Source organism: Mycolicibacterium setense, from assembly GCF_000805385.1.
GTDB lineage: Bacteria > Actinomycetota > Actinomycetes > Mycobacteriales > Mycobacteriaceae > Mycobacterium > Mycobacterium setense.
The window spans coordinates 48,719-74,667 of the sequence record NZ_JTJW01000010.1; the positions used below are offsets into that span (position 1 = coordinate 48,719).

The window sequence follows — 25,949 nt, forward strand, 5'->3', positions numbered from 1 at the left end:
CTTATCAGGGGCATTAGGGTGGACGGGTGACGCAGCCGTTGAGAGTCGATACCGCGGCGCTGAAAGGGGCTGCCCGAGAGTTGGCCGCGATCAGCGACGAACTCGGAGATTCACTCACTCACGAATGGCAGCCTCCGGCCAACCAGCCCTCAGCCAAGGCCACGGTTGCCGTCACCGCGGCCACCAATCACGTGATGAGCGAATGCTCGGCCAACCTGCTCAACTTCGCCGACAACATCGCCCAAGCCGCGCGCTATTACGACGCGACCGACTCGGCCAGCGCTCGAGCCGTAATCAACTCGATGAACCCGCCGAAGTAGGAGTGCCGAGTCGAGATGCTGACGCGTTCTCGTATCGAGGGATGGACGACCGGACACCTGCAATCTGCGTCGCTCGGGTGGGAGCGCGCCGCCAGCATCATCGATGAGCAATACGGCAAGGCACAGACCACAGTCGGCGGCGTTCCCTGGACAGGCCCGGCATCCGACCGCGCCAACGGAAAGTTGTCCGAAAATCTGGCCACGGTTCGGGCATCGCTCGATCTCATGAGGCAGGCTGCCGCCATCGCCAAGGCGGGTGCGGAATCTGTCGGCGCCGCGAAGAACGATGCAGTCAACGCGATCAAGAACACTGAGGATCAGTTCTTCTCGGTGAGTGAAGAATTGGCCGTCACCGACCGCTTGCCGTGGATCATCAGCCCTGCGCTGGCCCTGATGCGAAAGCTGAAGGCGAATCACGCGCAAGCCGATATTCGCGCCAAGGCAACGGTGTTGGAATGGACCGATCAACAGGTCGCCGACCAACTCGACGGCATGACCGCAAGCCTGCGCGAGTTCGATCTGGAGGGCGGCAAGGGCGAAGCTCCAGGGACCGGCAAGACGGGGGATCCGCAAATCACCGGCCTGCCTGGGCCACTGCGGCCGTACGGCACACAGGGAGATTTGAATTCCACACTTCCTGGGACTGGCATCGAGATCAGCGGCGACGGGCGAACTGGCTACCCCACGTTGAACGGCGAAAAGAATCCGTTGGAGATAGAAGCGAACCAACCTTCGCCGGAAAATCCGGACGGGGAGGACAAGGTCCGACCGCTTCCGACCGGCACGATTGTTGGTCCTGACGGGAAGCAGTACGCGCTCTACAGCGAAGTCCCTTATGAAGTGGACGGGAAGGCCAATCGTGAATATGCAACCGCCGATACCACCGTGGTGGATCTCAATGACCCGTCAAAGAGTATCGGCGTCCTGCCCGGGATCGCCCAAGCCAGTGGCGCGTACGACCCAAAGACCAACCGAATGATCGTCGTGGGAAACACCGGTCCACATCCTGGAGACCGGACCAGAATGCTGTATGTGTCCGACCCCATCGACCCCGCCAACCCGAACGGCTGGATGCAAACCCTCAAGCCCCAGGGTGAAATCCAGGGATTGCCAGGTGACCGCGAGAGCCAACTCGTCGCGCTCAAAGGTGGCGGGTTCATGCTCGTCGGATCCGACAACTTCAATCCGGATATTCCAGGCGATCAACCGATCAGTGCGATCACCGCGACCACGCCAGAAGGGTTGCTGAAGGCACCGGCGACTCCACTATTCCCTCCTGGGCAGGGAACTTGGCCAGGCGGAGGGACTGGGGCTCCGTATGGTCCTACTGTCGTCGACACAACATATGACCCCGTTACCGGTCAAGAGACGGTACAACTGCGCGTGAGCACATGGGAGGATCCGCTGGGCTGGGATGGAACCGGTGACAAACCGTACAACCCTAAGACCTACCAGGCCGAGATCACCGTCCAGCACTAACGCGATGGGAGAAAGCCATGAGTAGCGTGCACCTACTGCGCCGGGTCCTCGCCGTGCCCGCAATGGTTGCCGCCCTTGCAGTTGGCCCTGCAGTGCCATCGGCGGAGGCACAGCCACCTGGTTTTCCCGATCTCAATGCGTTTACAGAAGCGCCGGCCAACCTCGACTTCTCGCGCCCAGACCGTTGGGCGAACGGGTACGCGTTCTTTCGCACACCTGACGGTCTAAGTTGCATGATCGGTGGCGTCAGACGGTGCAGTGGACCCGTACCCGGCCTGCCCGTGGAATACGGCGAATGTGCCGTAGTGCTGCAGACCCACGAGGAGTCCAGTCGCTCAACACCTTTTAGATTTGAGAAGTCGGTCGAGGGGTGCCCGCCACCTGCCGACGAGCTTCTCAACGTGGGCCAGAAGCTAACACTCACGGCTAACAACACCACGACGTGCGTGGTCGGGGAAGACCGATTAACCGCGTGCATTGACGGTAACGGGAAGCATGGCTTCGTGCTGCAACCGTCCGGAAGCTGGGTGTTCTGATGCGGCTGGCGCGGTGCGTCGCAGTCCTAGTTCTCGGGCTTACGGCGTGCTTGTCGCCAACGGAGTTACCTGCTCCGCCAGAGGGTTTTCCTGACTTGAACGCGTTCAGACCCGTCGACCGAAAAGACTTCAAACTCGGAGGTACGGCATTCGTCAGTCCGGAACAAATCAGTTGCCTGCTCGACTACGGACCGCACAAATCGGTCGTGTGCGGTGGCAACATCGACGGCATCGCCGATTCGGTAACAGGTACCGGTTGCCCTGAGGTGCGCAAGCCAGTGGACGGACCGAGCGACGCACCCTACGTCATCTCACGGCCGGATGGGGATTGCGCCTCCGCGAGGTTTAAACCCATCACCGTCGGCAAGAAACTCGTCGGCAACAACAGCACCTGCGTCGTCGGAAAGAACAACTTGGTCGCGTGCATCGATGCCGACCACAAACACGGATTCGTCCTACAACCTTCGGGCAGTTGGACGTTCTGATGCGCGCTGCCTCGGCGATCGTCGCTGCGGCGCTGATGGCAACGCCACTGTGCGGATGCACGTCAACCCTTGAGGGCCAGGCGGTTTCGGCCCCAGCTTCGTATCCGTCTCCCCCGCCCGGCACTTTTCCCGATCTCGCAGCCTTCAAGGTGGCCGACCTCGCGTCGTACACCAGCACCAACTGGCACCGCGACACCCTCGTCTCGTTCAGGGCGAAAGACGTGACCTGCCTGGCCAATGTGTACGGCCAGACGACAGGGGTCGACGGGCTCGGGATGATTGACTGCAGGGCCTCACGCCTACCCGGTTTCCCGAAGGATGCCGGCGGGCAAGACCTCCCCGGAAAGGCGCCGGCTTGGGAGACCGTCATGCAAACGGTGAGTGAAACCGCCGATGGCGGCTTCGAATTCACGTACGCGGGCGGCGGGCAGTGGAGCAAGGACCTCGAACTCCGAGAACTGCCCGCGGGACACAAGCTCGTGGTCAATGACTCCGGCTGCGCGGCCGGAGATGACTTCGTCGCGTGCTACACCGCCTACCGCCATGGCTTCGTGATCTCACCGCGCGGGAGTTGGGCTTTCTAGCCGTCGCGCCTCGCCGCTTTCTACACCTGGGTCGTTGAAGGCGTGTGGAGCGACCTCGGTGTGGAAAACCGCGCGGCGGAAAACCGCGTTCACCAGGAGGCCGTCACCGCTTTCTGCACCTGGGTCGTTCGACGCGCCTGGAGCGACCCTGGTGTGGAAATCGGCGGGAAATCGGCGGGCTGGGAACCGCCGGGATAACCGGCGGGCAGCCGGCAGGGAAGCCGCCGGAAAACCAGCCAAGAACCGGCGCTCACCAGCCCACCTTGACGACTCTGTCACTTAGTGACAAAGTGAAGCTGTCACTAAGTGACAGAGTTCTGGAGGTGAGGGCAATCGGCGAGAAACAGGATCAGGCGCGTCTCGCCGTGTCGCGACATGCCTGCAAGCTGTTCTGGGAACGCGGCGTCAACGGCACCAGCGGTGACGACATCGCCGCGGCGGCAGGGCTTTCCACCCGCACGATCTGGCGTTACTTCCGCGCCAAGGAAAGCTGCGTCGAACCGGTGCTGGCCAAATCCGCCGACCGGTTCATCGACATTCTCAACCGGTGGCCACATGACCTGTCGTTGGCCGAACACCTTGCCGCCGACGGAATTTCGCATCCGATGACGCCACAAGACGTCCAGGACGAGATCAGCGCGATGCGAATCGCCACCATGACCTCGTCCGAGCCTGCCCTTCGGACGGCGTATCTGATGGTGCACGACCGGATGGAACAGGGCTTCATCCCGGTGATCGCCGAGCGACTGGGCCTGCCGGAAACAGATCTCACCGTCCGGCTGTGCGCAGCGGCCGTCACCGGCGCGTTCCGTGTTGTCGACGAAGACGTCAGCATCGCGGTGATCGTCGAAGGCAAGAAAGTCACCGAAGAGCAGGCACTGTCGCTGATCGATCGGGCAATCCGCGACGCGACCAACGGCCGTCTCGGTGGGCCCGTCACTTCCTGACAAACCCCGAAAGAGCTTGTCCACAAACGACAAAGGAGCGTCATGGCGTTACCCGAACTCATCTCGGTAGAGGACTTCTTCAGTCCGCCTGAGCGCGCCGGCGCCAGGATCTCGCCGGACGGAACCAAAATCGCCTACCTGGCTCCGTGGAAGAACCGCCTCAACGTCTGGGTGCAGGACCTCGACGGCGATGCACCGCCGCGTTGCGTCACCGCGGACGAGACCCGCAGCGTCTACATCTATTCCTGGACCGACGATCCGCGTTGGCTGCTCTACATGCAGGACAGCGGCGGTGACGAGAACTTCCATGTGTATCGCATCGACCTGGACAACCCGGACGCTGCCGCAGTAGACCTCACACCGTTTCCAGGCGCCAGGGCGAGTTTCGACCTCCCCAAAGGGCGGCCCGGCAAAGCGATCGTGCAGACCAACAACCGCGACCCCCAGCTGATCGATGCGTACGAACTCGACATCGCCACTGGCGAACTCACGCTTCTGGCCGAGAATCCCGGGAACGTCATCACCTGGTTGTGCGCCCCCAACGGTGACCTGTTCACCAACACGCTGACGGTGGACGGCGATGTGGAGATATCGCAATGGGACTCGGCCACAGCATCATTGCGTTCCATCAAGGTCTACGACGGCACCGACTACCCGTTGGGAATCTTCCCTCTGGTCATCTCCCCGGACGGCACCGGCATCTGGTTGGGATCGAATGAGGACAGTGACCGCACCCGACTGGTCCGACTCGATGTGGCCACCGGCGCCGAGACCGAGGTGGACAGCCACCCGGCCTTCGACCTCGGCAATCAGATGGTGTTGCCGTCACCTTTCATCCTCAGCGAACGCACGGGGGAACTGATCGGCGCACGCTACTACGGGGAACGCCAGGTGATCCATGCCCTGGACCCGGATTTCGCCGACATCCTGGCCAAACTCACCACACTGTCGGACGGCGACCTCGCCGGCATCTCCTCCGACGACAGCGGAAAGCGCTGGGTGGCCCAGTTCACCCACGACCGCGATCCCTGGGCGACTTACCTCTACGACCACGCCACCGGCGAGAGCCGGCTGCTGTTCCGGCCATATCCGAATCTGAACTCAGATTCACTAGCGCCGATGACACCGGTGACCATCACCGCCCGCGACGGGCTGGAGCTGCATTCGTATCTGACCCTGCCGGTCGGGGTCGAGCCCACCGACCTGCCGTTGGTGCTGCTGGTGCACGGCGGCCCGTGGGCTAGGGATTGCTGGGGGTTTCAGCCCGACGTGCAGATGCTGGCCAACCGCGGATATGCGGTGCTACAGGTCAACTTTCGTGGCTCGACGGGCTACGGCAAGGCGTTCACCAAGGCTGCGATCGGTGAGTTCGCCGGCAAGATGCACGACGACCTGATCGATGCGGTGGACTGGGCGGTCAAGCAGGGCTACGCCGACCGCGACAAGGTGGCGATCTTCGGCGGCTCGTACGGTGGCTACGCCGCGCTGGTCGGGGTGACCTTCACGCCAGACGTCTTCGCCGCCGCCATCGACTATGTCGGCATCTCCAGCCTGGCCAACTTCATGCGCACCCTGCCGAATGTGGCGCGTCCGTTCCTGGCCACGAACTGGCATCTGTACGTGGGCAACCACAACGATCCGGAGCAGGAAGCCGACATGCTGGCCCGCTCCCCCATCACACGAGTCGATCAGATCCGCACACCACTGCTGGTCATCCAGGGTGCCAACGATTCTCGCGTGGTCCAGGCCGAATCCGACAACCTCGTCGAGGCGCTACGCAACCGCGGCGTCGAGGTCGAGTACATGGTCAAGGCGGACGAGGGCCACGGATTTCTCAACCCGGACAACCAGATCGACATGTACCACGCCGTCGAGCGGTTCCTCGCCGAGCACTTGGGCGGTCGCGTCTAGGCCATGCGTCGAGCGTGCGTTCAGATCGCCAAAAATCGCCAGAACGCGATCTGCTTGCACGCTCGGCACAAAAAGAAAGGCCCCCGCCGTGGCGGGGGCCTTTCTGTGTAGAGACTTACAGGCTCTCGAAGAGCTCGCGAGCCAGCTTGGCGGTCTCGGACGGCGTCTTGCCGACCTTCACACCCGCAGCCTCGAGGGCTTCCTTCTTGGCCGAGGCGGTGCCCGACGAGCCCGACACGATGGCGCCGGCGTGGCCCATGGTCTTGCCCTCCGGAGCGGTGAAGCCCGCGACGTAGCCGACGACCGGCTTGGTGACGTTGGCCTTGATGTAGTCGGCGGCACGCTCTTCGGCGTCGCCACCGATCTCGCCGATCATCACGATGATCTTGGTCTCGGGATCCTTCTCGAACGCCTCGATGGCGTCGATGTGGGTGGTGCCGATGACCGGGTCGCCGCCGATGCCGATGGCGGTGGAGAAGCCGAGATCGCGCAGCTCGTACATCATCTGGTAGGTCAGGGTGCCCGACTTCGACACCAGACCGATCGGGCCCTTGCCGGTGATGTTGTTCGGCGTGATGCCGACCAGCGACTCACCGGGGGTGATGATGCCCGGGCAGTTGGGGCCGATGATCCGGGTCTTCTTGCCCTTCTCGACGTTGTAGGCCCACGCGTACGCGCTGTCCTGCACCGGGATTCCCTCGGTGATGACCACCAGCAGCGGGATCTCGGCGTCGATGGCCTCGATGATGGCGTCCTTGGAGAAGGCCGGCGGCACGAAGGCGATCGACACGTCGGCGCCGGTCTCCTTCATGGCCTCGGCGACCGAGCCGAACACGGGGAGTTCGACGTCGTTGCCGTCCTTATCCACGTGCGAGACCTTGGTGCCGGCCTTGCGCGCGTTGACGCCGCCGACGACCTGCGTGCCCGCCTTCAGCATCAGGGCGGTGTGCTTGGTGCCCTCACCGCCGGTGATGCCCTGGACGATGACCTTGGAATCCTTGTTCAGGAAGATAGACATTCTCGTTGGCTCCCTTACTTATTCGCCAGCTCGGCGGCCTTGTCGGCACCGGCGTCCATGGTTTCGGCCTGGATCACCAGGGGGTGGTTGGCCTCGGCCAGGATGCGACGGCCCTCTTCGACGTTGTTGCCGTCCAGGCGGACGACGAGCGGCTTGTTGGCCTCGTCACCGAGGATCTGCAGTGCCTGCACGATGCCGTTGGCCACCGCGTCACACGCGGTGATGCCGCCGAACACGTTGACGAACACGCTCTTGACCTGGCTGTCGTTGAGGATGACGTCCAGACCCGCAGCCATCACGGAAGCCGAAGCGCCACCGCCGATGTCGAGGAAGTTGGCCGGCTTGACGCCGCCGTGCTTCTCACCGGCATAGGCGACCACGTCCAGCGTCGACATGACCAGACCGGCACCATTTCCGATGATGCCGACCGCGCCGTCGAGCTTGACGTAGTTGAGGTCGTTCTCCTTGGCCTTGAGCTCCAGAGGATCGGTCGCGTCCTTGTCCTCGAACTCGGCGTGGCCGGGCTGACGGAAGTCGGCGTTCGCATCGAGGGTGACCTTGCCGTCGAGCGCCAGGATCTGATCGTCGGGCGTGCGCACCAGCGGGTTGACCTCAACCAGGGTGGCGTCCTCCTTGACGAACACCTCCCACAGCTTCTGGATGGTCACCGCAGCGGCGTCGAGCACCTCGGCGGGCAGGTGACCCTGCTCGGCGATGGACCGGGCGAAGGCCAGGTCGACACCCTTGACGGCGTCGACGGGCACCTTGGCCAGCCGCTCGGGCTTGGTGGCGGCGACTTCCTCGATCTCCATGCCACCCTCGACCGAGCACATGGCCAGGTAGGTGCGGTTGGCGCGATCGAGCAGGAAAGAGATGTAGTACTCCTCGGCGATGTCGCTCGCCTCGGCCACCAGCAACTTTTTGACGACGTGACCCTTGATGTCGAGACCAAGGATGTTCTGCGCGTGCGTGATGGCGTCATCGGGGGTGGCTGCGTACTTCACACCGCCGGCCTTCCCGCGGCCGCCGACCTTCACCTGCGCCTTGATCATCACGGGCTTGCCGATTTCGGTGGCGATCGCCTTGGCGTCCTCCGCCGAGTCGGTCACCCGGCCCGGGGTTGTGGGGACGTTGTGCTTGGCGAACAGCTCTTTCGCCTGATATTCGAAGAGATCCATGTGCTTCCTAGATAGGCGTGGTCTGTCTGCTTCGGCTTCGAACGCGCTTCGAAGCTGCCCAGTCCGGTACCTTTGGACGGGCCCGGGGGAACTTTATCCATCCCCCAGTGATGGATTGGCACCGCCTCCGGCTCATGTGGTAGATCTCACCGCCTGCCCGAGGTGATACGGATCACATTCCGACGCGGAATAGACCCATAAGTTGCCACCATCATTGGGATTTGGTTAACGTGCCTCTGGTCCAGATAACGTTCAGGTCACGACGAAGAAGGATTCTCGAGTCTTGCCGCAGCATCGTTCGTCCGCAGCCCCGCGAGGGGTGACGACGGACGCGCGCCGCCGCAGGCGCCGGGTTTCGCCTGATGAGCTGGACGCTGCCGAGGTCACCGACGTCATCCCCTTCAGTGCTTTCGAAGCCTTCGATGACTGCTCCGGACCGGACCAACGCGAGTCGGATGACCGCGATTCCATCGGTATCTACGCCGCCGAACTCGATGACATGGACGACACCGACGATCTGGTGCCCGTCCGCCTCGCCGTACCTTCACGCTTCCGCCCCGACATCGACGGCGAGCGTCGCCCGTCGTCCACGCGCAGCACTCGGAACTCCACGTACGCCTACCGCGACAGCCACACCGATGTGAGTGACGGCATCGCGGCCACCGACGTGATCGACATGGCCGGCCGCCGTGGCGCCCACCGCAAGGAGCACGCCGGCGCCGTCAAGAGCCGCCTGATGATCGCCGCCATGGCCGCGGGCGCCACCGCCGCGGGCGCCTACTCGCTGGGCAATCCGACCGAGACCCACGCCGACGACACGATCCTGGCCTCCGAGGGCACCCACGTCGAAGGCGCGTCCGTCACCGGCTCGGTGGACGGCATGCAGATCGTCTCGGTCTCCTCCACCGCCGACACCTCGGTGCACGCCGAGGAGATCACCAAGGCCGCCGCCTTCGCGCAGGAGCGTGCCGAGCGCGAGGCCCGGCTGTCCCGGCCGCTGTTCGTCATGCCCACGAAGGGCTATGTCTGGACATCGAACTTCGGCTACCGCTGGGGTGTGCTGCACGCCGGCATCGACCTGGCGAGCCCGATCGGCACCCCGATCGTGGCCGTCTCCGACGGCGTCGTGATCGCCGCGGGCCCTACAGCGGGCTACGGCGCCTGGGTCAAGCTGCGCCACGCTGACGGCACCGTCACGCTTTACGGCCACATCAACACCTGGCTCGTCAGCGAAGGTGACCGGGTGATGGCCGGCGACCAGATCGCGACCGTCGGCAACCGGGGTTATTCGACCGGCCCCCACCTGCATTTCGAAGTTCTGCAGAACGGTACGAGCCGCATCGATCCGGTGCCCTGGCTGAACAAGAGAGGTCTCAGCGTCGGCAGCTATGTTGGCTGAGTGAGCGACGACGAGCAGTTGGCAGCCGATCACCCCGACGAAGACGACGACCGCACCCGCATCATCCGGCGCCAGCCGCAGGACCCGGTTTCCAAGCCCGTGCCGGCCGGCGACGAACCCCACACCAGCATCATCCGACGTCACCCCACCGGCGCCATTCCCACCGCGGCCGGCGCGGAACCGCAGACCAGCCTGATCTCCGGTATCACCGGCAGCTCCGGCAGCGAGGCGCAGACCGGCCTCATCGGCCCCGCGGACGACGCCCGCACGAGCTACGTGCCCCGCGCCCGGCCCGCGATCATTCCCCGCACCTCGCAAAGCACCAATCCGAGAACGGCCATCGTGGCGGCCACCTTCGCGATCCTCAGCGGCTGGGCCACCGGCGTCATCGCCACCGACCTGATCGCCGGCTGGTGGCGTACCGACCGATTGTTCTGCGTGGCCGTCGGTTTCCTGGCCGCGATCTCGGCTGCAGCAACCATCGGCGGGCTCATCGCATTGTTGCTGCGGCGCCGGATGAGCAGGCTGCTGGTTATCGTCGGCGCCGTCATCGGCCTGCTGATCTTCGCCAGTCTGTTCATCGCCGGGGCCCAGCTTCATCCGGTCGTCTACGCGATGCCGGCCCTTCCGCTGGCCGCCATCCTGTTCACGGCGCTGCCCTCGACCGGGCGCTGGAGCGCGCGCCGATAAGGCCAGGTCGATCACCGGTACACCGCGCCGTCGAAACTGCGGGCTTCCGGTCAGCCTGAGCCAAACCGTCGACCCGAAATCGGGGCCGGGAGTCTACTGGGGCGCATTCGCGTGTGTGCTCACGCATTTGACACCTTCGGAGGCCCGCCCCCATGTTCAACCGCTTGTTGCGCACCGCCTTTGCGCTCACCCTCATCACCACGGCGATCTCCTGCAGCAGCGACGACGACAACGCCGAGGGCTACACGCTGCGCGTCGGCGCCACGTCGGTGACGGGGACTCCCGCGGGCTCGCTGGGCTGGGGCGACAAGCAGGGCATCCTCACCGAGCAGCTGAAATCCGCAGGCGTCGGCAAGATCGAATACTCGTTCTTCCAGTCCGGCAGCGATGTCGCGTCGGCGCTGTTCGCCGGTGCCGTCGACGTCGCCGCCATCGGTGACAACCCCGCCCTGCGTGCCCGCAGCCGGGACCCGAAAGTAGTTCTGCTGTCCCTGGATTCGATCAACGGCGACGCTTGGCTGGTGGGCGCCAAGGGCGGGCCGACCGACATCAAGGGCTTGGTGGGCAAGGACATCACCGCCCCGCAGGGCACCATCCGCGACCGGGCCGCCCGCCAGCTCATCGACGCCGCGGGTCTCACCGGCCAGATCCACGTGCGCGACGTGCCGACACCCGAGTCCATCGCCGGGCTGAGTTCCGGCAAGATCGACGCGGCCATCCTGACCGGTGCCAGCGCGGCCGAGCTGGAGTCCAAGGGCTTCCCGATCATCGACAGCCTGTCGCGTCACGGGTTCGGCAGCACCGGCACCAACATCGCCCTCAGCTCGTTCACCGACGCGCATCCGGAGTTCGTCGGCGCCTGGCAAGAGGCCGTCACCGCCGTCAACCGCGACATCACCGAGAACTTCGACGACTACCTGGCCTGGGTCGCCAAAACCGACGACACCGACCTGAAGTTCGTCAAAGAGTCGACCCAAGCTGATGAGTTCAATACCGAACCGTTCCCCAAAGTCGGTGTGGACCAACTTGAAGCGGCATACAAGTTCCTCAACGCCGACGGTTCGTTCGACAACGAATACTCGGTGCGGGAATGGGCCGGAGCCAAGTCGTGACCGCAGCCGCCACCGGGGCCACGGCGGTCAGGACGACGACCACACGCCCGGAACTCGTCGACGTCGCCGGCGGCCACAGTCGACGAAAAGGCTTGTGGGCGCGCATCCCACGGCCGGTGCGCCGGCTGATGAGCCCGGCCCTGATCGTGGCCGCCTGGACCATCGGCTCAACGACGGGGCTCCTCAACACCGACCTGTTCCCACCTCCGACCGAGGTCGCGTCCACCGCGTGGCGGCTACTGGGTGACGGCCAACTCGCCACCCACGTCGGTGCGTCGGCCGTCCGCGTACTGACCGGCACGGTGCTCGGCATCCTCATCGGCGTCCTGCTCGCCGTCGTCGCAGGGCTCACCCGCACCGGCGAGGACCTGCTCGACTGGACCATGCAGATCCTCAAGGCGGTACCGAATTTCGCGCTGACGCCGCTGCTGATCATCTGGATGGGCATCGGCGAGGGACCCAAGATCGTGCTCATCACCACCGGTGTGGCGATCGCCATCTACATCAACACCTATTCGGGTATCCGCGGTGTGGACCGGCAGCTCGTCGAGATGGCGCAGACCGTGGAAGCGTCGCGGCGGACACTCATCTCGCAGGTGATCCTGCCCGGAGCGATGCCGAATTTCCTTGTCGGCCTGCGGCTCGGGCTGTCCAGCGCGTGGCTGAGTCTCATCTTCGCCGAGATGATCAACACCACCCAGGGCATCGGCTACCTGATGTCGCGGGCCCAGACCAACCTGCAGTTCGATGTCTCGCTGCTGGTGATCGTCATCTACGCGGTGGCAGGCCTGCTGTCCTACACGCTGGTGCGGGTCTTGGAGCGGCTCCTGCTGTCCTGGCGCAACGGGTTCGAGGGACTCGGAGCCCCGGCATGAGTTCAACTGTCGTCGACGTGCACGGCCTCACACGAGCCTTCGGTGAGCAGCAGGTGCTCAAGGATCTCGAATTGCAGATCGAGGACGGCGAATTCGTCGCCATGCTGGGGCGGTCCGGTTCGGGCAAGAGCACCCTGCTGCGCGTACTGGCCGGCCTGGACGGTCAGGTCACCGGGTCGGTGCGCGTTCCCCGCTCCCGGGCGGTGGTGTTTCAGAACCCGCGGCTGCTGCCGTGGCGGCGGGCTCTGGCCAACGTCACCTTCGCGCTGCCCGACGGCGGGCCCGACGCACCCAGCCGCACTGCCCGTGGGCGCGCAGCGCTTGAGGAAGTGGGGCTGACGGACAAGGCCAGAGCCTGGCCGCTGTCCCTGTCCGGCGGTGAGGCACAACGAGTTTCACTGGCCCGCGCGCTGGTCCGCGAACCTGACCTGCTACTGCTCGACGAGCCGTTCGGCGCGCTCGACGCACTGACCCGGCTCAAGATGTACGGGCTACTGCACGAACTCTGGTCCCGCAGGCAGATGGCTGTCCTGCACGTCACCCATGACGTCGACGAGGCGATCCTGCTGGCCGACCGGGTTGTGGTGCTCTCGGGCGGACGGGTCTCGCTCGACCGCCGCGTCGAGCTGCCCTTCCCGCGCACCCGCAGCGACGACGGCTTCGACGACCTGCGCCGGGCGCTGCTGGCCGAGCTCGGCGTCCGAGAGGAAGTGGGCCATGACCGTTCCCGCTGACCTCGAGGCCTACCGCACCGACGTCCTGGTGATCGGCGGCGGCCCCGCGGCCACCTGGGCAGCCGTCTCCGCCGCCGAGTCCGGGGCCCGAGTCATCTTGGTGGACAAGGGCTATTGCGGCACCAGCGGTGCGACGGCCGCCGGCGGCAACAACCTGTGGGCGATCGGACCCGGCCCGCGACGCGAGGATTCCGTGCGCGAACGCGAGCTGGCGGCAGGGCGCATCACAGACTCCGAGTGGATGTTCCGGGTACTGGCCACCTCATGGGACCGGCTCGAGGACCTCTCGCAGTGGGGTTACCCGTTCCCGGTCGGCGCCGATGGCCGCGAGATGCGCAGCAGCCTGCAGGGCCCGGAGTACATGCGGCGCATGCGGCGCAAAGCCCACCGCAGCGGCGTGCACATCCTCGATCACCACCCGGCCCTGGAGCTGTCCGCCGACCGCGACGGCGTCATCACCGGCGCCACCGGCATCGCCCGCCAGGACGGCGGACGGCCGTGGCGGATCACGGCGGGTGCCGTCGTACTGGCCACCGGCGGAACCGCTTTCCTGTCCGGAACATTCGGCACCAACGTCGATACCGGTGAAGGCCTGCTGATGGCTGCCGAGCACGGGGCACACCTGTCCGGCATGGAATTCTGCACCGCCTACGCGCTGGCCCCCGAATGGGGCGTGCACACCAAGGGCCGAATGCTGCAGTGGGGCAGCTTCTATGACGAGCACGGCCGCCCGTTCACCACCCAGCGGGGGCTGAGCGGACGCCAGGATGCCCAGCGGGCGCTGACCCGTGGTGAGCGGGTCTTCGCCCGGCTGGACCGGGCGCCCGAAGGAATCCGCCAGACCATGCGCGATGCTCAGCCGAACTATTTCCTGCCGTTGGACAAGGCCGGCATCGACCCGTTCACCACGGCCTACCCGGTCCGGATGGTCTACGAGGGATCCGTGCGCGGCACCGGCGGCCTGCGCCTGGTCGCACCGGATTGTGCGACAACCGTTCCGGGCCTGTACGCCGCAGGCGATGCGGCGACCCGCGAACTCATCACCGGCTCATTGTCCGGCGGTGGCAGCCGTAACGGTTCGTGGGCGATCGCCTCGGGCACCTTCGCCGGCCGCGGCGCCGCCGAGTTCAGCCGTCGCCACCGCGGACAGGTGGCTGAGCCTGCCGGCACGGTCCCCCGCTCACGCCCGGGCGCGCCCACCGTCGAGGAGGTGGTGACCGCCGCGCAGTCGCATATCCTGCCGCCGCAGCGCAGTTACCTGAAATCCGAAGAGCGGCTTCAGGAGTCCGCCGAGGCGCTGGAGCGCGTGTGGCGCGACATCGCCGACGGCCTGGCGCCGGTCTCCGCCCGCGATACCTACAAGCAGCGTCAGGCGCAGGCCATGGTCGCCGTGGCGCGCTGGATCACCGCGGCCTCACTGGCCCGGCCCGAAACCCGCGGCCTGCACCGCCGCGAGGACCTGCCCGACTCCGATCACCGCTACGAGCACCGCATCCTTGTCAGCGGCCTCGACAGGGTCTGGACCACACCCGATCCTGTCGCACCACACCTCATCTCCTCGGAGGCCGTGGCGTGATCGAGATCGTCAGCGGGTCCGCGTGCATCAAGTGCGATGTCTGCATCAAGGTGTGCCCCACCGACGTGTTCGACCGGGGCTCCGACGGCCTGCCGGTGATCGCCCGGCAGTCGGACTGCCAGACATGCTTCATGTGCGAGGCCTACTGCCCCACCGACGCGCTGTACGTCTCGCCGGTTTCCACACCCGTGGGTGCCGACAGCCCACACGCTTCCGAGTCGGCGGTCAGCGGTGCGGGTCTGCTGGGCGGTTACCGGGCGATGGTCGGTTGGGGTGGTGGCCGCACGCCCGGTTCCCGCCTGGACCAGAACCCGGTTCTTGCCTCGATTCCGCCGCTGACGGAGCCGCGGCTGACCTCACCGGCGGTGCTCGCCGAGGACCCTTGGAACCACCCGTGAGCGCTGCGGCACAGCGGGGCGGCATACATTCTTGAACCATGTCTGACGACGCACCCACGGCCGCCCGGAACCCGGCGGCGTCGGAGAACCAGCGACTGCTCCGTGCGGCAACCCTTTTCGCCCGACTGACACTGGCGACGGCATTCCTGTCCGCCGTCGCCGACCGATTCGGCCTGTGGGGCCCGGCGGGCACGCCGAACGTCGCGTGGGGCAACTTCGAGTCATTCACCGCCTACGTTCACGTCTTGGCGCCCTACCTGACCGGTGGATTGCTGCAGCTGACGGCTTGGCTCGCGACCATCGCCGAGGTCATCCTGGCCGTGGGGTTGCTGCTGGGTGTCTGCCTCCGTTGGGTGTCCTTCGGTACCGCGGCGCTGTTGGTCGTCTTCGGCGTCTCGATGTTCGTCTTCGCCGGCTTCGAGACGCCTTTCAGCGCATCTGTTTTCACCGCCGCCGCGGCGGCTCTGCTGCTCGGTCTGGCACCCGAGCACAGTCACATCTTTCGGCTGCACAGGCACGCCAGAGCCTGATGGCGGATTGACGCCCGCCGGCGTACAGAGCCCTGTTAGGTTTGCTCCGACGACGAGGGGGGAGCTTTCCAGATGAACACGATGCCTGCGCAGACCGGCCGCGGTACCGCGATCACCACTGCTGTGCTGAGTCTCGCCCTTGCGGGATTGAGCGCTGTTCTGACCGTGATCTTCCTGTTCACCCGTTTTCTGTTGGAGGCATTCGATCCGTCCTCGGAGGAGCGGCTCAGCGTCTGGGCCCCGACCGGTGTCGCCGGCGTCGTCGCGGCGATCTTCGCGGTGGCTTTCACTGTCGGTGCGGTGCAGTTGTTGCGGCACAAGCCAAGTGGCCGCGTCATCGTCATCGCCTGCAGTGTCGTCTTCGCCGGAGGGTGGATATACGGGGTTGCCACTGACAACCCCGGCCCCTCGTTGTCGTCGATCGTTCTGGTGGGGCTTCCGGTACTGACCCTGGTGTTCGCGCTGCTGCCCGGAACGAAGCAGTGGTGCGCGCGTTAGAGCTTCGTCACCGGAGCGTGGTTGTGCATGAGCTTGACGCGGCCCGCACTGCCGAAGTCGATCAGTGACATCGCCGACTCGCCCACGCCCGAGACTTCCTCGACGCGGCCGAGCCCGTACTTGTCGTGCGTGACGCGGTCGCCGGGCTCCAGCGTGATGACCGCCCGGTTGCGGGCGGGCGCGGGCCGTGACGGCGACGGACGCGGGGTTCCATAGCGGCCGGCGTTGCCGACCGGCGCGCTCAGCGATGACGACGGCTGCTCGACGCGCCGCCAGTTGATCAGATCCTCCGGAATCTCGCGCAGGAATCGCGATTCCGGGTTCAGCATGGGCTGCCCCCACGACGAGCGCACCTTGGCGCGGCTGAGGTACAGCCGCTTGCGCGCCCGGGTGATGCCGACATACGCCAGCCGTCGCTCCTCGGACAGCTCGTTGGGATCACCCAGTGCCCGCATGTGCGGGAACATGCCGTCCTCCCAGCCGGTGACGAACACCGCCGGGAATTCCAGGCCCTTGGCCGTGTGCAGCGTCATCATCGTCACCACACCCGCGCCGTCCTCGGGAATCTCGTCGGCGTCCGCCACCAGCGACACCCGCTCCAGGAACTGGGCCAGCACGCCGGTGTCGGGGATGTCCTCGTCGACCGGCTCGCCCTCATCCTGTTCGGCCAGCGCCCGGGCGTTGGCCAGATCAGTGCTGAATTCGTGTGCGACGCTGACCAATTCGTTGAGGTTGTCCAACCGGGCGAGATCCTGCGGATCACTGGAGGCCTCCAGTTCACGGCGGTAACCGGTGCGCTCGAGCACGGCCTCGACCAGATCCCCAAGCTCGTCGTCGAGCTTGCCGCGCAGCGAGTCGAGCAGCTGGACAAACGATGCGATGGCCTTCTCCGAGCGGGAATTGAGCATCGGCACCCGGCCCTCGGCGGCGGCCTGCAGCGCGTCGTTGAAGCTGGCCCCGGTGTTCTCGGCATACACCGCCACGCACGCCTCGGCCCGGTCACCGATGCCGCGGCGCGGGGTGTTCAGGATGCGACGCATGCTCACCGCGTCACCCGGATTGTCCAGCACCCGCAGGTAGGCGACGATGTCGCGGATCTCGCGGCGCTCGTAGAACCGCACGCCGCCGACGACCTTGTACGGGATGCCTGCGCGGATGAACACCTCTTCCAGCGCACGCGAGGAGTTGTTGGTGCGGTAGAACACCGCGACGTCGGAATACTTCAGGCCCTCGCTGTCGGCGAGCGCGTCGATCTCCTCCGCGACGAAGCGGGCCTCGTCGTGCTCGTTGTCGGCCACGTAGCCGACGATCAGCTCACCCTCACCCTCTTCGGTCCACAGCCGCTTCTCCCGGCGGCCCGTGTTGCGGGCGATCACCGAGTTGGCCGCGTTCAGGATGGTCTGGGTGGAGCGGTAGTTCTGTTCCAGCAGAATCGTCGTCGCGTCCGGGTAGTCGCGCTCGAAGTCCTCGATGTTGCGGATCGTCGCGCCGCGGAACGCGTAGATCGACTGATCGGCATCGCCCACCACGCACAGTTCCGACGGGCCCACGCCGGCGTCCTCGTCGACGTGGTGGCCCACCAATTCGCGCACCAACACGTACTGCGCATGGTTGGTGTCCTGATATTCGTCGACCAGGATGTGGCGGAACCGGCGCCGGTAGTACTGGGCGATCTGAGGGAAGGCCTGCAGGATGCCGACCGTCTCACCGATCAGGTCGTCGAAGTCCAGCGCATTGGCCGCGCGCAGCCGGCGCTGATATTCCCCGTAGACCTGGGCGATGATGCCGGCCATCTCCTCGGCCGCCTCCGACGCCTCGGCCGCCGCCTGCTCCGGACCGATCAGCTCGTTCTTCAGGTTGGAGATGCCGTTGGCCAGCAACCGCGGCGAGTACCGCTTGGTGTCCAGCCCCATGTCCTTGCCGATCATCATCAGCAGCCGCCGGGAATCGTCGGCGTCGTAGATCGAGAAGTTGGAGTTCAGCCCCGGCAGCAGCGAAGCCTGGTTGCGCAGGATCCGCACACAGGTCGAGTGGAACGTCGACACCCACATGTTCCGAGCCCTGGGGCCCACCAGCTGGACCACCCGCTCACGCATCTCGGCCGCGGCCTTGTTGGTGAACGTGATGGCCAGGATCTGCCCCACCCCGACGTCACGGGCGGCCAGTAGATAGGCGATGCGCCTGGTCAGCACCGCAGTCTTACCCGATCCCGCCCCCGCGACGATCAGCAGCGGCGACCCTTCGTGCAGCACTGCCTGGCGCTGCTGCGGGTTCAAGCCGTCAAGAAGTTCATCAACATCTGCAGCAGCTGGGGAGGCGACGGGGGAAGTGGTCATCTTGCGTTCAAACTTACCGCTGGGCGGGGACAGTTTTGCGCTGGCACGGGCCGACTGGGACTATCAGGCTGTGCCTGAGATCGATGACCTGCGTCGGGAGATCGACGAACTCGACGCCACCATCCTTGCCGCAGTCCAACGCCGCGCTGAGGTCTCCAAGCTGATCGGCAAAGCCCGGATGGCCTCCGGCGGCACCCGCCTGGTGCACAGCCGTGAAATGCAGGTCATCGAGCGCTACAGCGTGCTGGGGCCCGAGGGCAAAGACCTGGCCATCCTGCTGCTGCAGCTCGGCCGCGGCCGGCTGGGGCACTGAGCGTCAGCCCGCGGGCCTCGCGGGCTTCTTGAGTGAATCCAGCAGCCACGGAGTCAGCCACTGCACGGCCTCGGACGTCGGGTGCACGCCGTCACTGCGCATCCGGACGCCGTTGATCTTCGCGGTGTACTTGCCGTCCGGGTTCAGCTTGGCGTTGAAATCCAGTACCGACACGTTCGGCCGTTGCCCGGCCACGGTCCGCAGCATGGTGTTCCACGCCTGTACCCGGCCCGGTTGGTCCTCCGGATACAGCGTGCCGTCCGACCGCTCACCGCGGCGGTTGTACGGGGCCGTGGTGACTACCACCCGCGCCCCCGTAGAGCTCAGGATGTCCAGCGCGCGCGTGAGCTCACCTTTGAGATAGGCGTCGTAGGCCTCGTTGCCGATGTGCGTCCACCGCCCCCGCCACATCCGGTCCACGGCTTCCCAGCGCCCGATCATCAGCAGCACGGTGTCGGGGCGGTCATGCGAGATCCGCTGCGTCCACCGCTCCGGCCAGGAATCGCACTCGGGCTTCTGATTCAACGTCTCGCCGGCCGACCGGTAGGGGCCGCCACGCGCGATGCCGCAGCCGATGGTCGTGTAGTCGCTGAAGTGAAAACCGGGCGTGGCGGGCAGATACCGCATCAGTGTCCAGGCCACCGAGTCACCGAACACGGCGACGGTCCGGGTGCCGGGAGCCAGCACCGGGGGCGGTCCCACCGGGACGGCTCGCTCGGCACCGACGTCCTGCTCGGATGCGGCGGCGGCCATCACGTCCGGACCCGGGGGCCGGGCGGGTGCACCGACCGGGACGACAGTCATCGTCACCACCGCGGCGGTGGCCACGGTGGCCGCGGACAACCGCAGCATCGGGACATGCTGCGGGCGCCAATGCCGGACCGGCTGCTCGATCGCCCACCACGACACCCACGACACCGCGACGGTCACGGCGCATCGAAGCGCCAGCAGCGACCAGCCCTGAAGGCCGGTGCGCTCGCCGTTGAGGATCTGGAAGATCGGCCAGTGCCACAGGTAGACGCCGTAGGAGATGACGCCGAGGGTGACCAGCGGGTACCAGGCCAGGGCCCGGGCGACATACCCGTCCTGATCCAGGGCGACCGGGGCGACGACGAGCACCGCACCCAGCGCCACGATGATCAGCAGACCGTGGTGGAACTCGTCGGCGCTGCCGGTCGCCAGGTGCGCGGCCGCGGCCAGCACGGCCACCCCGATCACCGGCAGGATCCAGGCGACCCAACGCCGCCAGCGGGCCCGGATCAACGTGCCCGACATCGTCAACGCCGACCAGTCCCGCACCAGCAGTGCCGCCGCCGCGGCACCGATCAACAGCGCCTGCGCCCGGGTGTCGGTGCCGAAGTAGACGCGGTTGAGCTCGCCGGGATCGCCGGACAGCCAGATCGACGCCAGAGCCGAGGCGGCCACACCGAGCATCGCCAGCCCGAACACCACGACGCGGACGGCGCCGGTCGAGCGGCGGCGCACCAGCAGCGCCGCGGCCAGCACCAGCAGCGGCCAGATGACGTAGTACTGCTCCTCCACCGCGAGCGACCAGGTGTGCTGCAACGGTGACGGCGGAGCGCCCTGGCTGAAGTAGTCGGTATCGGCGGCCACGAAAACCCAGTTGGCCATCCAGAAGAACGCCGCGACCGCATCGTCGCGAAGCGAGGTCACCGCGTCCGAGGGAAACAGGGGGCGGGCGATCACGACGGCCAAGGTCATCAGCACCATGGCGGGCAGCAGGCGCTTGGCCCGGCGGATCCAGAACGCCTTGAGGTCGATGCGCTCGGTCCGGTGGTATTCGTCGAGCAGCAGTGAGGTGATCAGGAATCCGCTGAGCACGAAGAAGACGTCGACGCCGATGAACCCACCGGCCACCCCGGGCACTCCGCCGTGACCGGCGAGCACGAGAGCCACGGCGACGGCACGGATCCCGTCGAGTGCGGGGATGTCACGCCGGAAGGAGGCACGCCGACGCCGGCTGGCAGCACGGACTGGCGCCGCAGTCACGTCATGCCCTCCCGTCTTGCGTTGAACGCCAAGACTATCCCTGCCGAGCAGACGTGAATGTCCCCCGACACCGGCGTGTCGGGGGACATTTGCGGCTGCTCGCGCTGGGGGCTATTTCGTCAGCGCGATGTATTTCGTGTCGAGGTACTCCTCGATGCCCTCGGTGCCGCCTTCACGGCCGAAGCCGGATTCCTTGATGCCGCCGAATGGTGCGGCCGCATCCGAGATGACACCGCGGTTGATGCCGACCATGCCGGATTGGATGCCCTCGGCCACCCGCAACGCCCGGTCCAGCGACTGCGTGTAAACGTAAGCCGCCAAGCCGTATTCGGTGTTGTTGGCGGCGGCCACACCCTCGTCCTCGGTCTCGAAGCCGATGATCGGGGCGACCGGACCGAAGATCTCCTCTTTGAGGATGCGGGCATCGGCGGGAACATCGGACAGCACGGTGGCCGGGTAGAAATTGCCCGGCCCGCCCGGGGCGACACCGCCGACCGCGACGGTCGCGCCTTTGGACACCGCGTCGGAGACCAGTTCGGTGACGGTGGAGACCTGTTTGGAATTGATCAGTGGGCCCAACGTGGACGCGGGGTCGATGCCCTTGCCGAGGGTGAACTCGCTCATTCGCTTGACGAGCTTGTCGGTGAACTCCTCCCGCACGGCGTTGGCCACGTGGAAGCGGTTGGCCGCCGTGCAGGCCTCACCACCGTTGCGCATCTTCGCCAGGATCGCGCCGTCGACAGCCGCGTCAACATCGGCGTCGTCGAACACGATGAAGGGGGCGTTGCCGCCCAGTTCCATCGATGTGCGCAGCAGCTTGTCGGCGGATTGTTTCACCAGCGCCTTGCCCACACCGGTCGAGCCGGTGAAGGTCAGCTTGCGCAGCCGGCCGTCGTCGACCAGGGCGGAGGTGACCCCGCCCGGGTTGCTGGTCGGCAGCACCGACAGCACGCCCTTGGGCAGTCCGGCCTCATCCATCAGCTTGGCCAGCAGCAGCATGGTCAGCGGGGTTTCCTGCGCGGGTTTGACGATCATGGTGCAGCCCGCCGCGAACGCCGGGCCCATCTTGCGCGTGCCCATCGCCAGCGGGAAGTTCCACGGGGTGATGGCGTAACAGGGGCCGACGGCCTGTTTGGTGACCAGGATCCGGCCGGTGCCGGCCGGTGCCGGCGTGAAGCGGCCGGCGATGCGCACCGCCTCCTCGGAGAACCAGCGGAAGAACTCGGCTCCGTAGGCAACCTCGCCCTTGCTCTCGGCGAGCACCTTTCCCATCTCCAGGGTCATCAGTGCCGCGATGTCGTCGGCACGTTCGGTGATCTTCTCGAACACCGAACGAAGGATCTCGCCGCGTTTTCGCGGAGCTGTCGCCGCCCACTCGGCCTGCACCGCACAGGCGGCGTCCAATGCGGCGATGGCATCGGCGGCGGTCGCGTCGGCCACCGTGGCCAACACCTGATCGTCGCTGGGATCCAGCACGTTGAACGTCGATGCAGCCTGGCGTTCCTCACCACCGATCCAGAGACCCGTGGGCACGGATGAAATCAAGTCTTCAATGGCCATACATCCATCATGTACACCCTTGAATCGAGCACCGCACTAAGGTCGCAGGAATGAGTGCTGACATCACCGCAACCCCCGCATGGCAGGCATTGTCGAAGCACTACGACGAGATTCGCGATACCCATCTGACCGAGCTGTTCGCAGAAGATCCGAACCGCGGCACCGAACTCGCGCTGACCGTCGGCGATCTCTACATCGACTACAGCAAGCACCGCGTCACCCGCCGGACCCTGGAATTGCTGGCCGATCTGGCCCGCGCCGCCGGCCTGGAGGCCCGGCGCGACGCGATGTTCGCAGGTGAACACATCAACACCTCGGAGGACCGCGCGGTGCTGCACACCGCGCTGCGTTTGCCTGCCGACGCGTCGTTGACCGTCGACGGCCAGGACGTGGTGGCCGACGTGCATTCCGTGCTGGACCGGATGGGCGAGTTCACCGACCGCCTGCGCAGCGGCGAGTGGGCGGGTGCCACGGGTGAGCGGATCAAGACCGTGGTCAACATCGGCATCGGCGGCTCGGACCTGGGCCCGGTGATGGTGTACGACGCACTGCGCCACTACGCCGACGCCGGCATCTCCGCCAGGTTCGTGTCCAACGTCGACCCCGCCGATCTGGTTGCCACGCTGGCCGACCTGGACCCGGCCACAACGCTTTTCATCGTCGCGTCCAAGACGTTCTCCACTCTCGAGACGCTGACCAACGCGACCGCCGCGCGTCGCTGGCTGGTCGACTCCCTCGGCGACGCGGCGGTGTCCAAGCATTTCGTCGCGGTGTCCACCAACGCGAAGCTCGTGAGCGAGTTCGGCATCGACACCGACAACATGTTCGGGTTCTGGGACTGGGTCGGTGGCCGGTACTCGGTGGACTCGGCGATCGGACTGTCGGTGATGGCGGTGATCGGCCGCGAGCGGTTCGCCGAATTCCTGGCCGGTTTCCATCTGGTCGACGAGCACTTCCGCACCGCACCACTTGCCGCGAACGCTCCGGCCCTGCTCGGGTTGATCGGCCTGTGGTACTCGAATTTCTTTGGCGCACAATCGCGTGCGGTACTTCCCTACTCCAACGATCTGTCCCGGTTCGCCGCTTATCTACAGCAGCTGACCATGGAGTCCAACGGAAAATCGGTGCGCGCCGACGGGAGTGCGGTCACCACTGAGACCGGTGAGATCTTCTGGGGCGAACCCGGAACCAACGGCCAGCACGCCTTCTACCAGCTGCTGCACCAGGGAACCCGGCTGGTGCCGGCCGACTTCATCGGCTTCTCCGAGCCCACCGACGACCTGCCGACGGCCGACGGTACCGGCAGCATGCACGACCTGCTGATGAGCAACTTCTTCGCCCAAACCCAGGTGCTGGCATTCGGCAAGACCGCCGAAGCGATTGCCGCAGAAGGTACTCCGGCCGCGGTTGTCCCGCACAAGGTCATGCCCGGAAACCGACCGACGACGTCAATCCTGGCAACCAGGTTGACGCCGTCGGTGGTGGGCCAGCTCATCGCCCTCTACGAACACCAGGTGTTCACCGAAGGAGTGGTGTGGGGGATCGACTCCTTCGACCAATGGGGCGTCGAGCTGGGCAAGACCCAGGCCAAGGCGTTGCTGCCGGTGATCACCGAACCGGAGGCACCAGGCAAGCAGTCGGACTCATCGACCGATGCCCTGGTGCGCCGGTACCGGGTCGAACGCGGACGCTCCGCCTAAGGCCTTACGGCGCCGGGATGGAGGCGCAGCCTACGTTCGGAATGCAGCCCTCAGCACCGCCGGGACCGGCTGTACCACCGGGGCCGCCGGGGATCGAGCCAGTTGCGCCTTCAGGTCCGGCGGTGCCACCCGGGCCACCGGGGATCACACCGGTAGCACCTTCCGGTCCGGCCGCGCCACCAGGACCGCCGGGAATCGCGCCACTGGCGCCACCCGGGCCTGCGGTACCGCCGGGCCCACCGGGGATCTGGCCGCTGGCGCCGCCGGGACCGGCAGTGCCGCGGTCGGCGCAGGGCGTGCCGTCGGCGTTGACGCACGGGGGCGGAGGCGGCGGATCGGCCAGGCCGATCGGAGCGAATGCAACGGCCCCAGCCGCAGCGCCTGCAAAGAACATCGAGGCAATCAGTCTTGAGGTCATGAAGGTGGGCTACCCATGTTCACCCGGTGCCGAAACCCGGTACTGAAACGCGCTGCCGAACCTGGTGCCGAACCGGCTGCCGATCTTTAGTGCCGAACCCGCTGCTGTGTGGGGTCGAACCCGCTGCTGTCGAGGTTTCGAAACCCGGCGTAGGCGTCTCACCGCGGGCCTGGCGTGTCGCGGGCCCAACTCGGCGTGTCGCGCGGTGGAACGCGTTGTCGACCTGCCCGACTGTGCGCGACTTTTCAGCGACAATCGCCTCATCCACACCGTGAGCCACTCTGAACGCGGGCCGGTGCAGCACTTCTATCACTCCAGTTGGCTTCAGCCTCTTGAGTAACAGGATTCCGGTTGTCCGCCTATCAGCGACAGTGTCGCTCGTAGGCGGGCGCTGGGCAGACGAGTCCGGTGAGGCCAGTGGTACTGAAGTGCCAAAAGCGGCCAGCGACAAAGTGGCTGACGATACCGGTGATGCACGGGAGGCGATTGTCGCTGAAAAGTCGCTGACTGCCGGGCACATCGACACCCGCCCAGAAATCCGGGACGGGCGTGACGGCTGTGACTAGGCGAAGCGCTTGGTGTACTTCGGTGGCAGCAACCGCATCACCTGGGTCAGCGGCGCCCACGGCCAGCGCGGCACCACGGCCCGACCCTTCTCCTTCTCGATGGCGTCGACCATCGCGCGCACGCCGGTCTCGTTGTCGACCATGAGCATGGTGGTCGCCGACTTGGCGGTCATCTCCGACTCGATGTAGCCCGGTTCGATCACCGTCACCCGGATCGGGCCCTTGTCGTACTCGGCGCGCAGCGATTCCCCAAGCGACGTCATCCCGGCCTTCGACGCGCAGTAGGCGGCCTTGCCGCCGGGCACACCGGTATTGCCGAGCACCGACGAGATCAGCACCAGGTGACCACTGCCGGACTTCTTGAACATCTCCAGCGCCGTCTCGATCTGCACAAGACCGGCGATCAGATTGGTTTCGATGGTGGCCTTGTTGGCCCACGGCTTACCCTCGCCCAGCGGCCAGCCCTTGCCGATGCCGGCATTGACGATCACGCGGTCGATGCCGCCGAGTTCCTCGGACAACTCACCGAAGACCCGCGGCACGGCCTCATGGTCGTTGACGTCCAGCGCGGCGACCGCGACCTTGATGTAGGGATGCCGATCGGCCAGCTCGGCCTTGAGCTCGTCGAGCCGCTCGGTGCGGCGGGCACACAGGGCCAGATCACGGCCCTTGGCAGCGAACTGACGGGCCATGCCCGCGCCGAGACCAGAGCTGGCACCGGTGATGAGGATCTTCTGACGGGTCATCGCAGCAGGATAACCGAGTTAGACAACTGT

24 protein-coding genes are annotated in these 25,949 nt (G+C 66.1%); 17 read left to right on the plus strand and 7 right to left on the minus strand.

Translation table 11 applies throughout. The annotated features are described in order from the left end of the window. The first annotated feature begins 26 nt into the window (after positions 1-26). From QQ25_RS25495 to QQ25_RS25525, 6 genes are all read left to right on the plus strand, one after another. Positions 27-320: a type VII secretion target gene (locus tag QQ25_RS25495; RefSeq protein ID WP_131546227.1), complete on the plus strand. Its 294-nt coding sequence runs from the start codon at positions 27-29 to the stop codon at positions 318-320. Between the two features lie 15 nt (positions 321-335). Next, a complete protein-coding gene (locus QQ25_RS29865) occupies positions 336-1,799 on the plus strand; it encodes a hypothetical protein (RefSeq protein WP_052236076.1) in 1,464 nt (487 codons plus the stop codon). A 535-nt stretch (positions 1,800-2,334) separates the two neighbouring features. Further along, a complete protein-coding gene (locus QQ25_RS25510) occupies positions 2,335-2,820 on the plus strand; it encodes a hypothetical protein (protein ID WP_131546229.1) in 486 nt (161 codons plus the stop codon). Continuing rightward, on the plus strand, positions 2,808-3,404 hold the full coding sequence (locus QQ25_RS25515) for a hypothetical protein (protein WP_131546231.1): 597 nt from the start codon (positions 2,808-2,810) through the stop codon (positions 3,402-3,404). Before QQ25_RS25510 ends, QQ25_RS25515 begins: the two co-directional genes overlap by 13 nt. Positions 3,405-3,736: 332 nt before the next feature. Then, complete coding sequence (locus tag QQ25_RS25520) at positions 3,737-4,351, plus strand: TetR/AcrR family transcriptional regulator (RefSeq protein WP_201774277.1); 615 nt, start codon at positions 3,737-3,739, stop codon at positions 4,349-4,351. A 42-nt stretch (positions 4,352-4,393) separates the two neighbouring features. Further along, positions 4,394-6,262, plus strand: coding sequence for a S9 family peptidase (locus tag QQ25_RS25525; protein WP_039381891.1), 1,869 nt, complete (start codon positions 4,394-4,396; stop codon positions 6,260-6,262). 115 nt (positions 6,263-6,377) lie between these two features. Here QQ25_RS25525 and sucD read toward each other — a convergent pair whose 3' ends face one another. Together sucD and sucC are read right to left on the minus strand one after the other, a co-directional pair. Further along, on the minus strand, positions 6,378-7,280 hold the full coding sequence (sucD, locus tag QQ25_RS25530) for a succinate--CoA ligase subunit alpha (protein WP_039324698.1): 903 nt from the start codon (positions 7,278-7,280) through the stop codon (positions 6,378-6,380). Between the two features lie 14 nt (positions 7,281-7,294). Next, on the minus strand, positions 7,295-8,458 hold the full coding sequence (gene sucC / locus QQ25_RS25535) for an ADP-forming succinate--CoA ligase subunit beta (RefSeq protein WP_039381892.1): 1,164 nt from the start codon (positions 8,456-8,458) through the stop codon (positions 7,295-7,297). Positions 8,459-8,741: 283 nt separating this feature from the next. On the opposite strand from sucC, the gene QQ25_RS25540 reads away from it, so the two are divergent. The 9 genes from QQ25_RS25540 to QQ25_RS25580 all read left to right on the plus strand — a co-directional run bounded on the left by QQ25_RS25540 (position 8,742) and on the right by QQ25_RS25580 (position 16,270). Continuing rightward, a complete protein-coding gene (locus QQ25_RS25540) occupies positions 8,742-9,857 on the plus strand; it encodes a M23 family metallopeptidase (RefSeq protein WP_039324702.1) in 1,116 nt (371 codons plus the stop codon). Beyond that, the gene (locus QQ25_RS25545) at positions 9,858-10,547 is read left to right on the plus strand and encodes a hypothetical protein (protein WP_052236077.1); all 690 of its coding nucleotides are present in this window, start codon (positions 9,858-9,860) and stop codon (positions 10,545-10,547) included. It begins immediately after the preceding gene. A 152-nt stretch (positions 10,548-10,699) separates the two neighbouring features. Next, positions 10,700-11,659: an ABC transporter substrate-binding protein gene (locus QQ25_RS25550; protein ID WP_039381894.1), complete on the plus strand. Its 960-nt coding sequence runs from the start codon at positions 10,700-10,702 to the stop codon at positions 11,657-11,659. Further along, positions 11,638-12,534 carry an ABC transporter permease gene (locus tag QQ25_RS25555; RefSeq protein ID WP_039381896.1) on the plus strand — a complete coding sequence of 299 codons (897 nt, stop codon included), beginning with the start codon at positions 11,638-11,640 and terminating at the stop codon, positions 12,532-12,534. Before QQ25_RS25550 ends, QQ25_RS25555 begins: the two co-directional genes overlap by 22 nt. After that, positions 12,531-13,268: an ABC transporter ATP-binding protein gene (locus tag QQ25_RS25560; protein ID WP_039324708.1), complete on the plus strand. Its 738-nt coding sequence runs from the start codon at positions 12,531-12,533 to the stop codon at positions 13,266-13,268. Before QQ25_RS25555 ends, QQ25_RS25560 begins: the two co-directional genes overlap by 4 nt. Further along, positions 13,252-14,844, plus strand: coding sequence for an FAD-dependent oxidoreductase (locus tag QQ25_RS25565; protein WP_039381897.1), 1,593 nt, complete (start codon positions 13,252-13,254; stop codon positions 14,842-14,844). The genes QQ25_RS25560 and QQ25_RS25565 overlap by 17 nt, the downstream gene beginning before the upstream one ends. After that, a complete protein-coding gene (locus QQ25_RS25570; RefSeq protein WP_039381899.1) occupies positions 14,841-15,242 on the plus strand; it encodes a 4Fe-4S dicluster domain-containing protein in 402 nt (133 codons plus the stop codon). The genes QQ25_RS25565 and QQ25_RS25570 overlap by 4 nt, the downstream gene beginning before the upstream one ends. A gap of 38 nt (positions 15,243-15,280) precedes the next feature. Next, positions 15,281-15,772 carry a DoxX family membrane protein gene (locus QQ25_RS25575; RefSeq protein ID WP_110812359.1) on the plus strand — a complete coding sequence of 164 codons (492 nt, stop codon included), beginning with the start codon at positions 15,281-15,283 and terminating at the stop codon, positions 15,770-15,772. Positions 15,773-15,844: 72 nt separating this feature from the next. After that, positions 15,845-16,270, plus strand: a complete 426-nt coding sequence (locus QQ25_RS25580; protein ID WP_039381900.1) for a hypothetical protein — start codon at positions 15,845-15,847, stop codon at positions 16,268-16,270. On the opposite strand, the gene pcrA is transcribed toward QQ25_RS25580, so the two are convergent. Beyond that, positions 16,267-18,606 carry a DNA helicase PcrA gene (gene pcrA / locus QQ25_RS25585; protein WP_039324716.1) on the minus strand — a complete coding sequence of 780 codons (2,340 nt, stop codon included), beginning with the start codon at positions 18,604-18,606 and terminating at the stop codon, positions 16,267-16,269. The genes QQ25_RS25580 and pcrA overlap by 4 nt on opposite strands. A gap of 19 nt (positions 18,607-18,625) precedes the next feature. Between pcrA and QQ25_RS25590 the strand changes: the two genes are divergently transcribed. After that, positions 18,626-18,919 (plus strand): chorismate mutase, encoded by a 294-nt coding sequence (locus tag QQ25_RS25590; protein WP_407661827.1) that lies wholly within the window; start codon positions 18,626-18,628, stop codon positions 18,917-18,919. A gap of 3 nt (positions 18,920-18,922) precedes the next feature. On the opposite strand, the gene QQ25_RS25595 is transcribed toward QQ25_RS25590, so the two are convergent. Then, a complete protein-coding gene (locus tag QQ25_RS25595) occupies positions 18,923-20,929 on the minus strand; it encodes an SGNH/GDSL hydrolase family protein (RefSeq protein WP_039381902.1) in 2,007 nt (668 codons plus the stop codon). A gap of 111 nt (positions 20,930-21,040) precedes the next feature. Beyond that, entirely contained in the window at positions 21,041-22,489 is a 1,449-nt protein-coding gene (locus QQ25_RS25600) for an NAD-dependent succinate-semialdehyde dehydrogenase (protein ID WP_039381904.1), read from the minus strand. A 50-nt stretch (positions 22,490-22,539) separates the two neighbouring features. Between QQ25_RS25600 and pgi the strand changes: the two genes are divergently transcribed. Next, positions 22,540-24,189 (plus strand): glucose-6-phosphate isomerase, encoded by a 1,650-nt coding sequence (gene pgi, locus QQ25_RS25605; RefSeq protein ID WP_039324722.1) that lies wholly within the window; start codon positions 22,540-22,542, stop codon positions 24,187-24,189. Between the two features lie 4 nt (positions 24,190-24,193). Here the strand turns inward: pgi and QQ25_RS30295 are convergent, their stop codons facing one another. Both QQ25_RS30295 and QQ25_RS25610 read right to left on the minus strand, forming a co-directional pair. Beyond that, positions 24,194-24,607, minus strand: coding sequence for a hypothetical protein (locus tag QQ25_RS30295; RefSeq protein WP_234711982.1), 414 nt, complete (start codon positions 24,605-24,607; stop codon positions 24,194-24,196). 562 nt (positions 24,608-25,169) lie between these two features. Further along, positions 25,170-25,919 carry an SDR family oxidoreductase gene (locus QQ25_RS25610; RefSeq protein ID WP_039381906.1) on the minus strand — a complete coding sequence of 250 codons (750 nt, stop codon included), beginning with the start codon at positions 25,917-25,919 and terminating at the stop codon, positions 25,170-25,172. Positions 25,920-25,949: the final 30 nt, after the last annotated feature.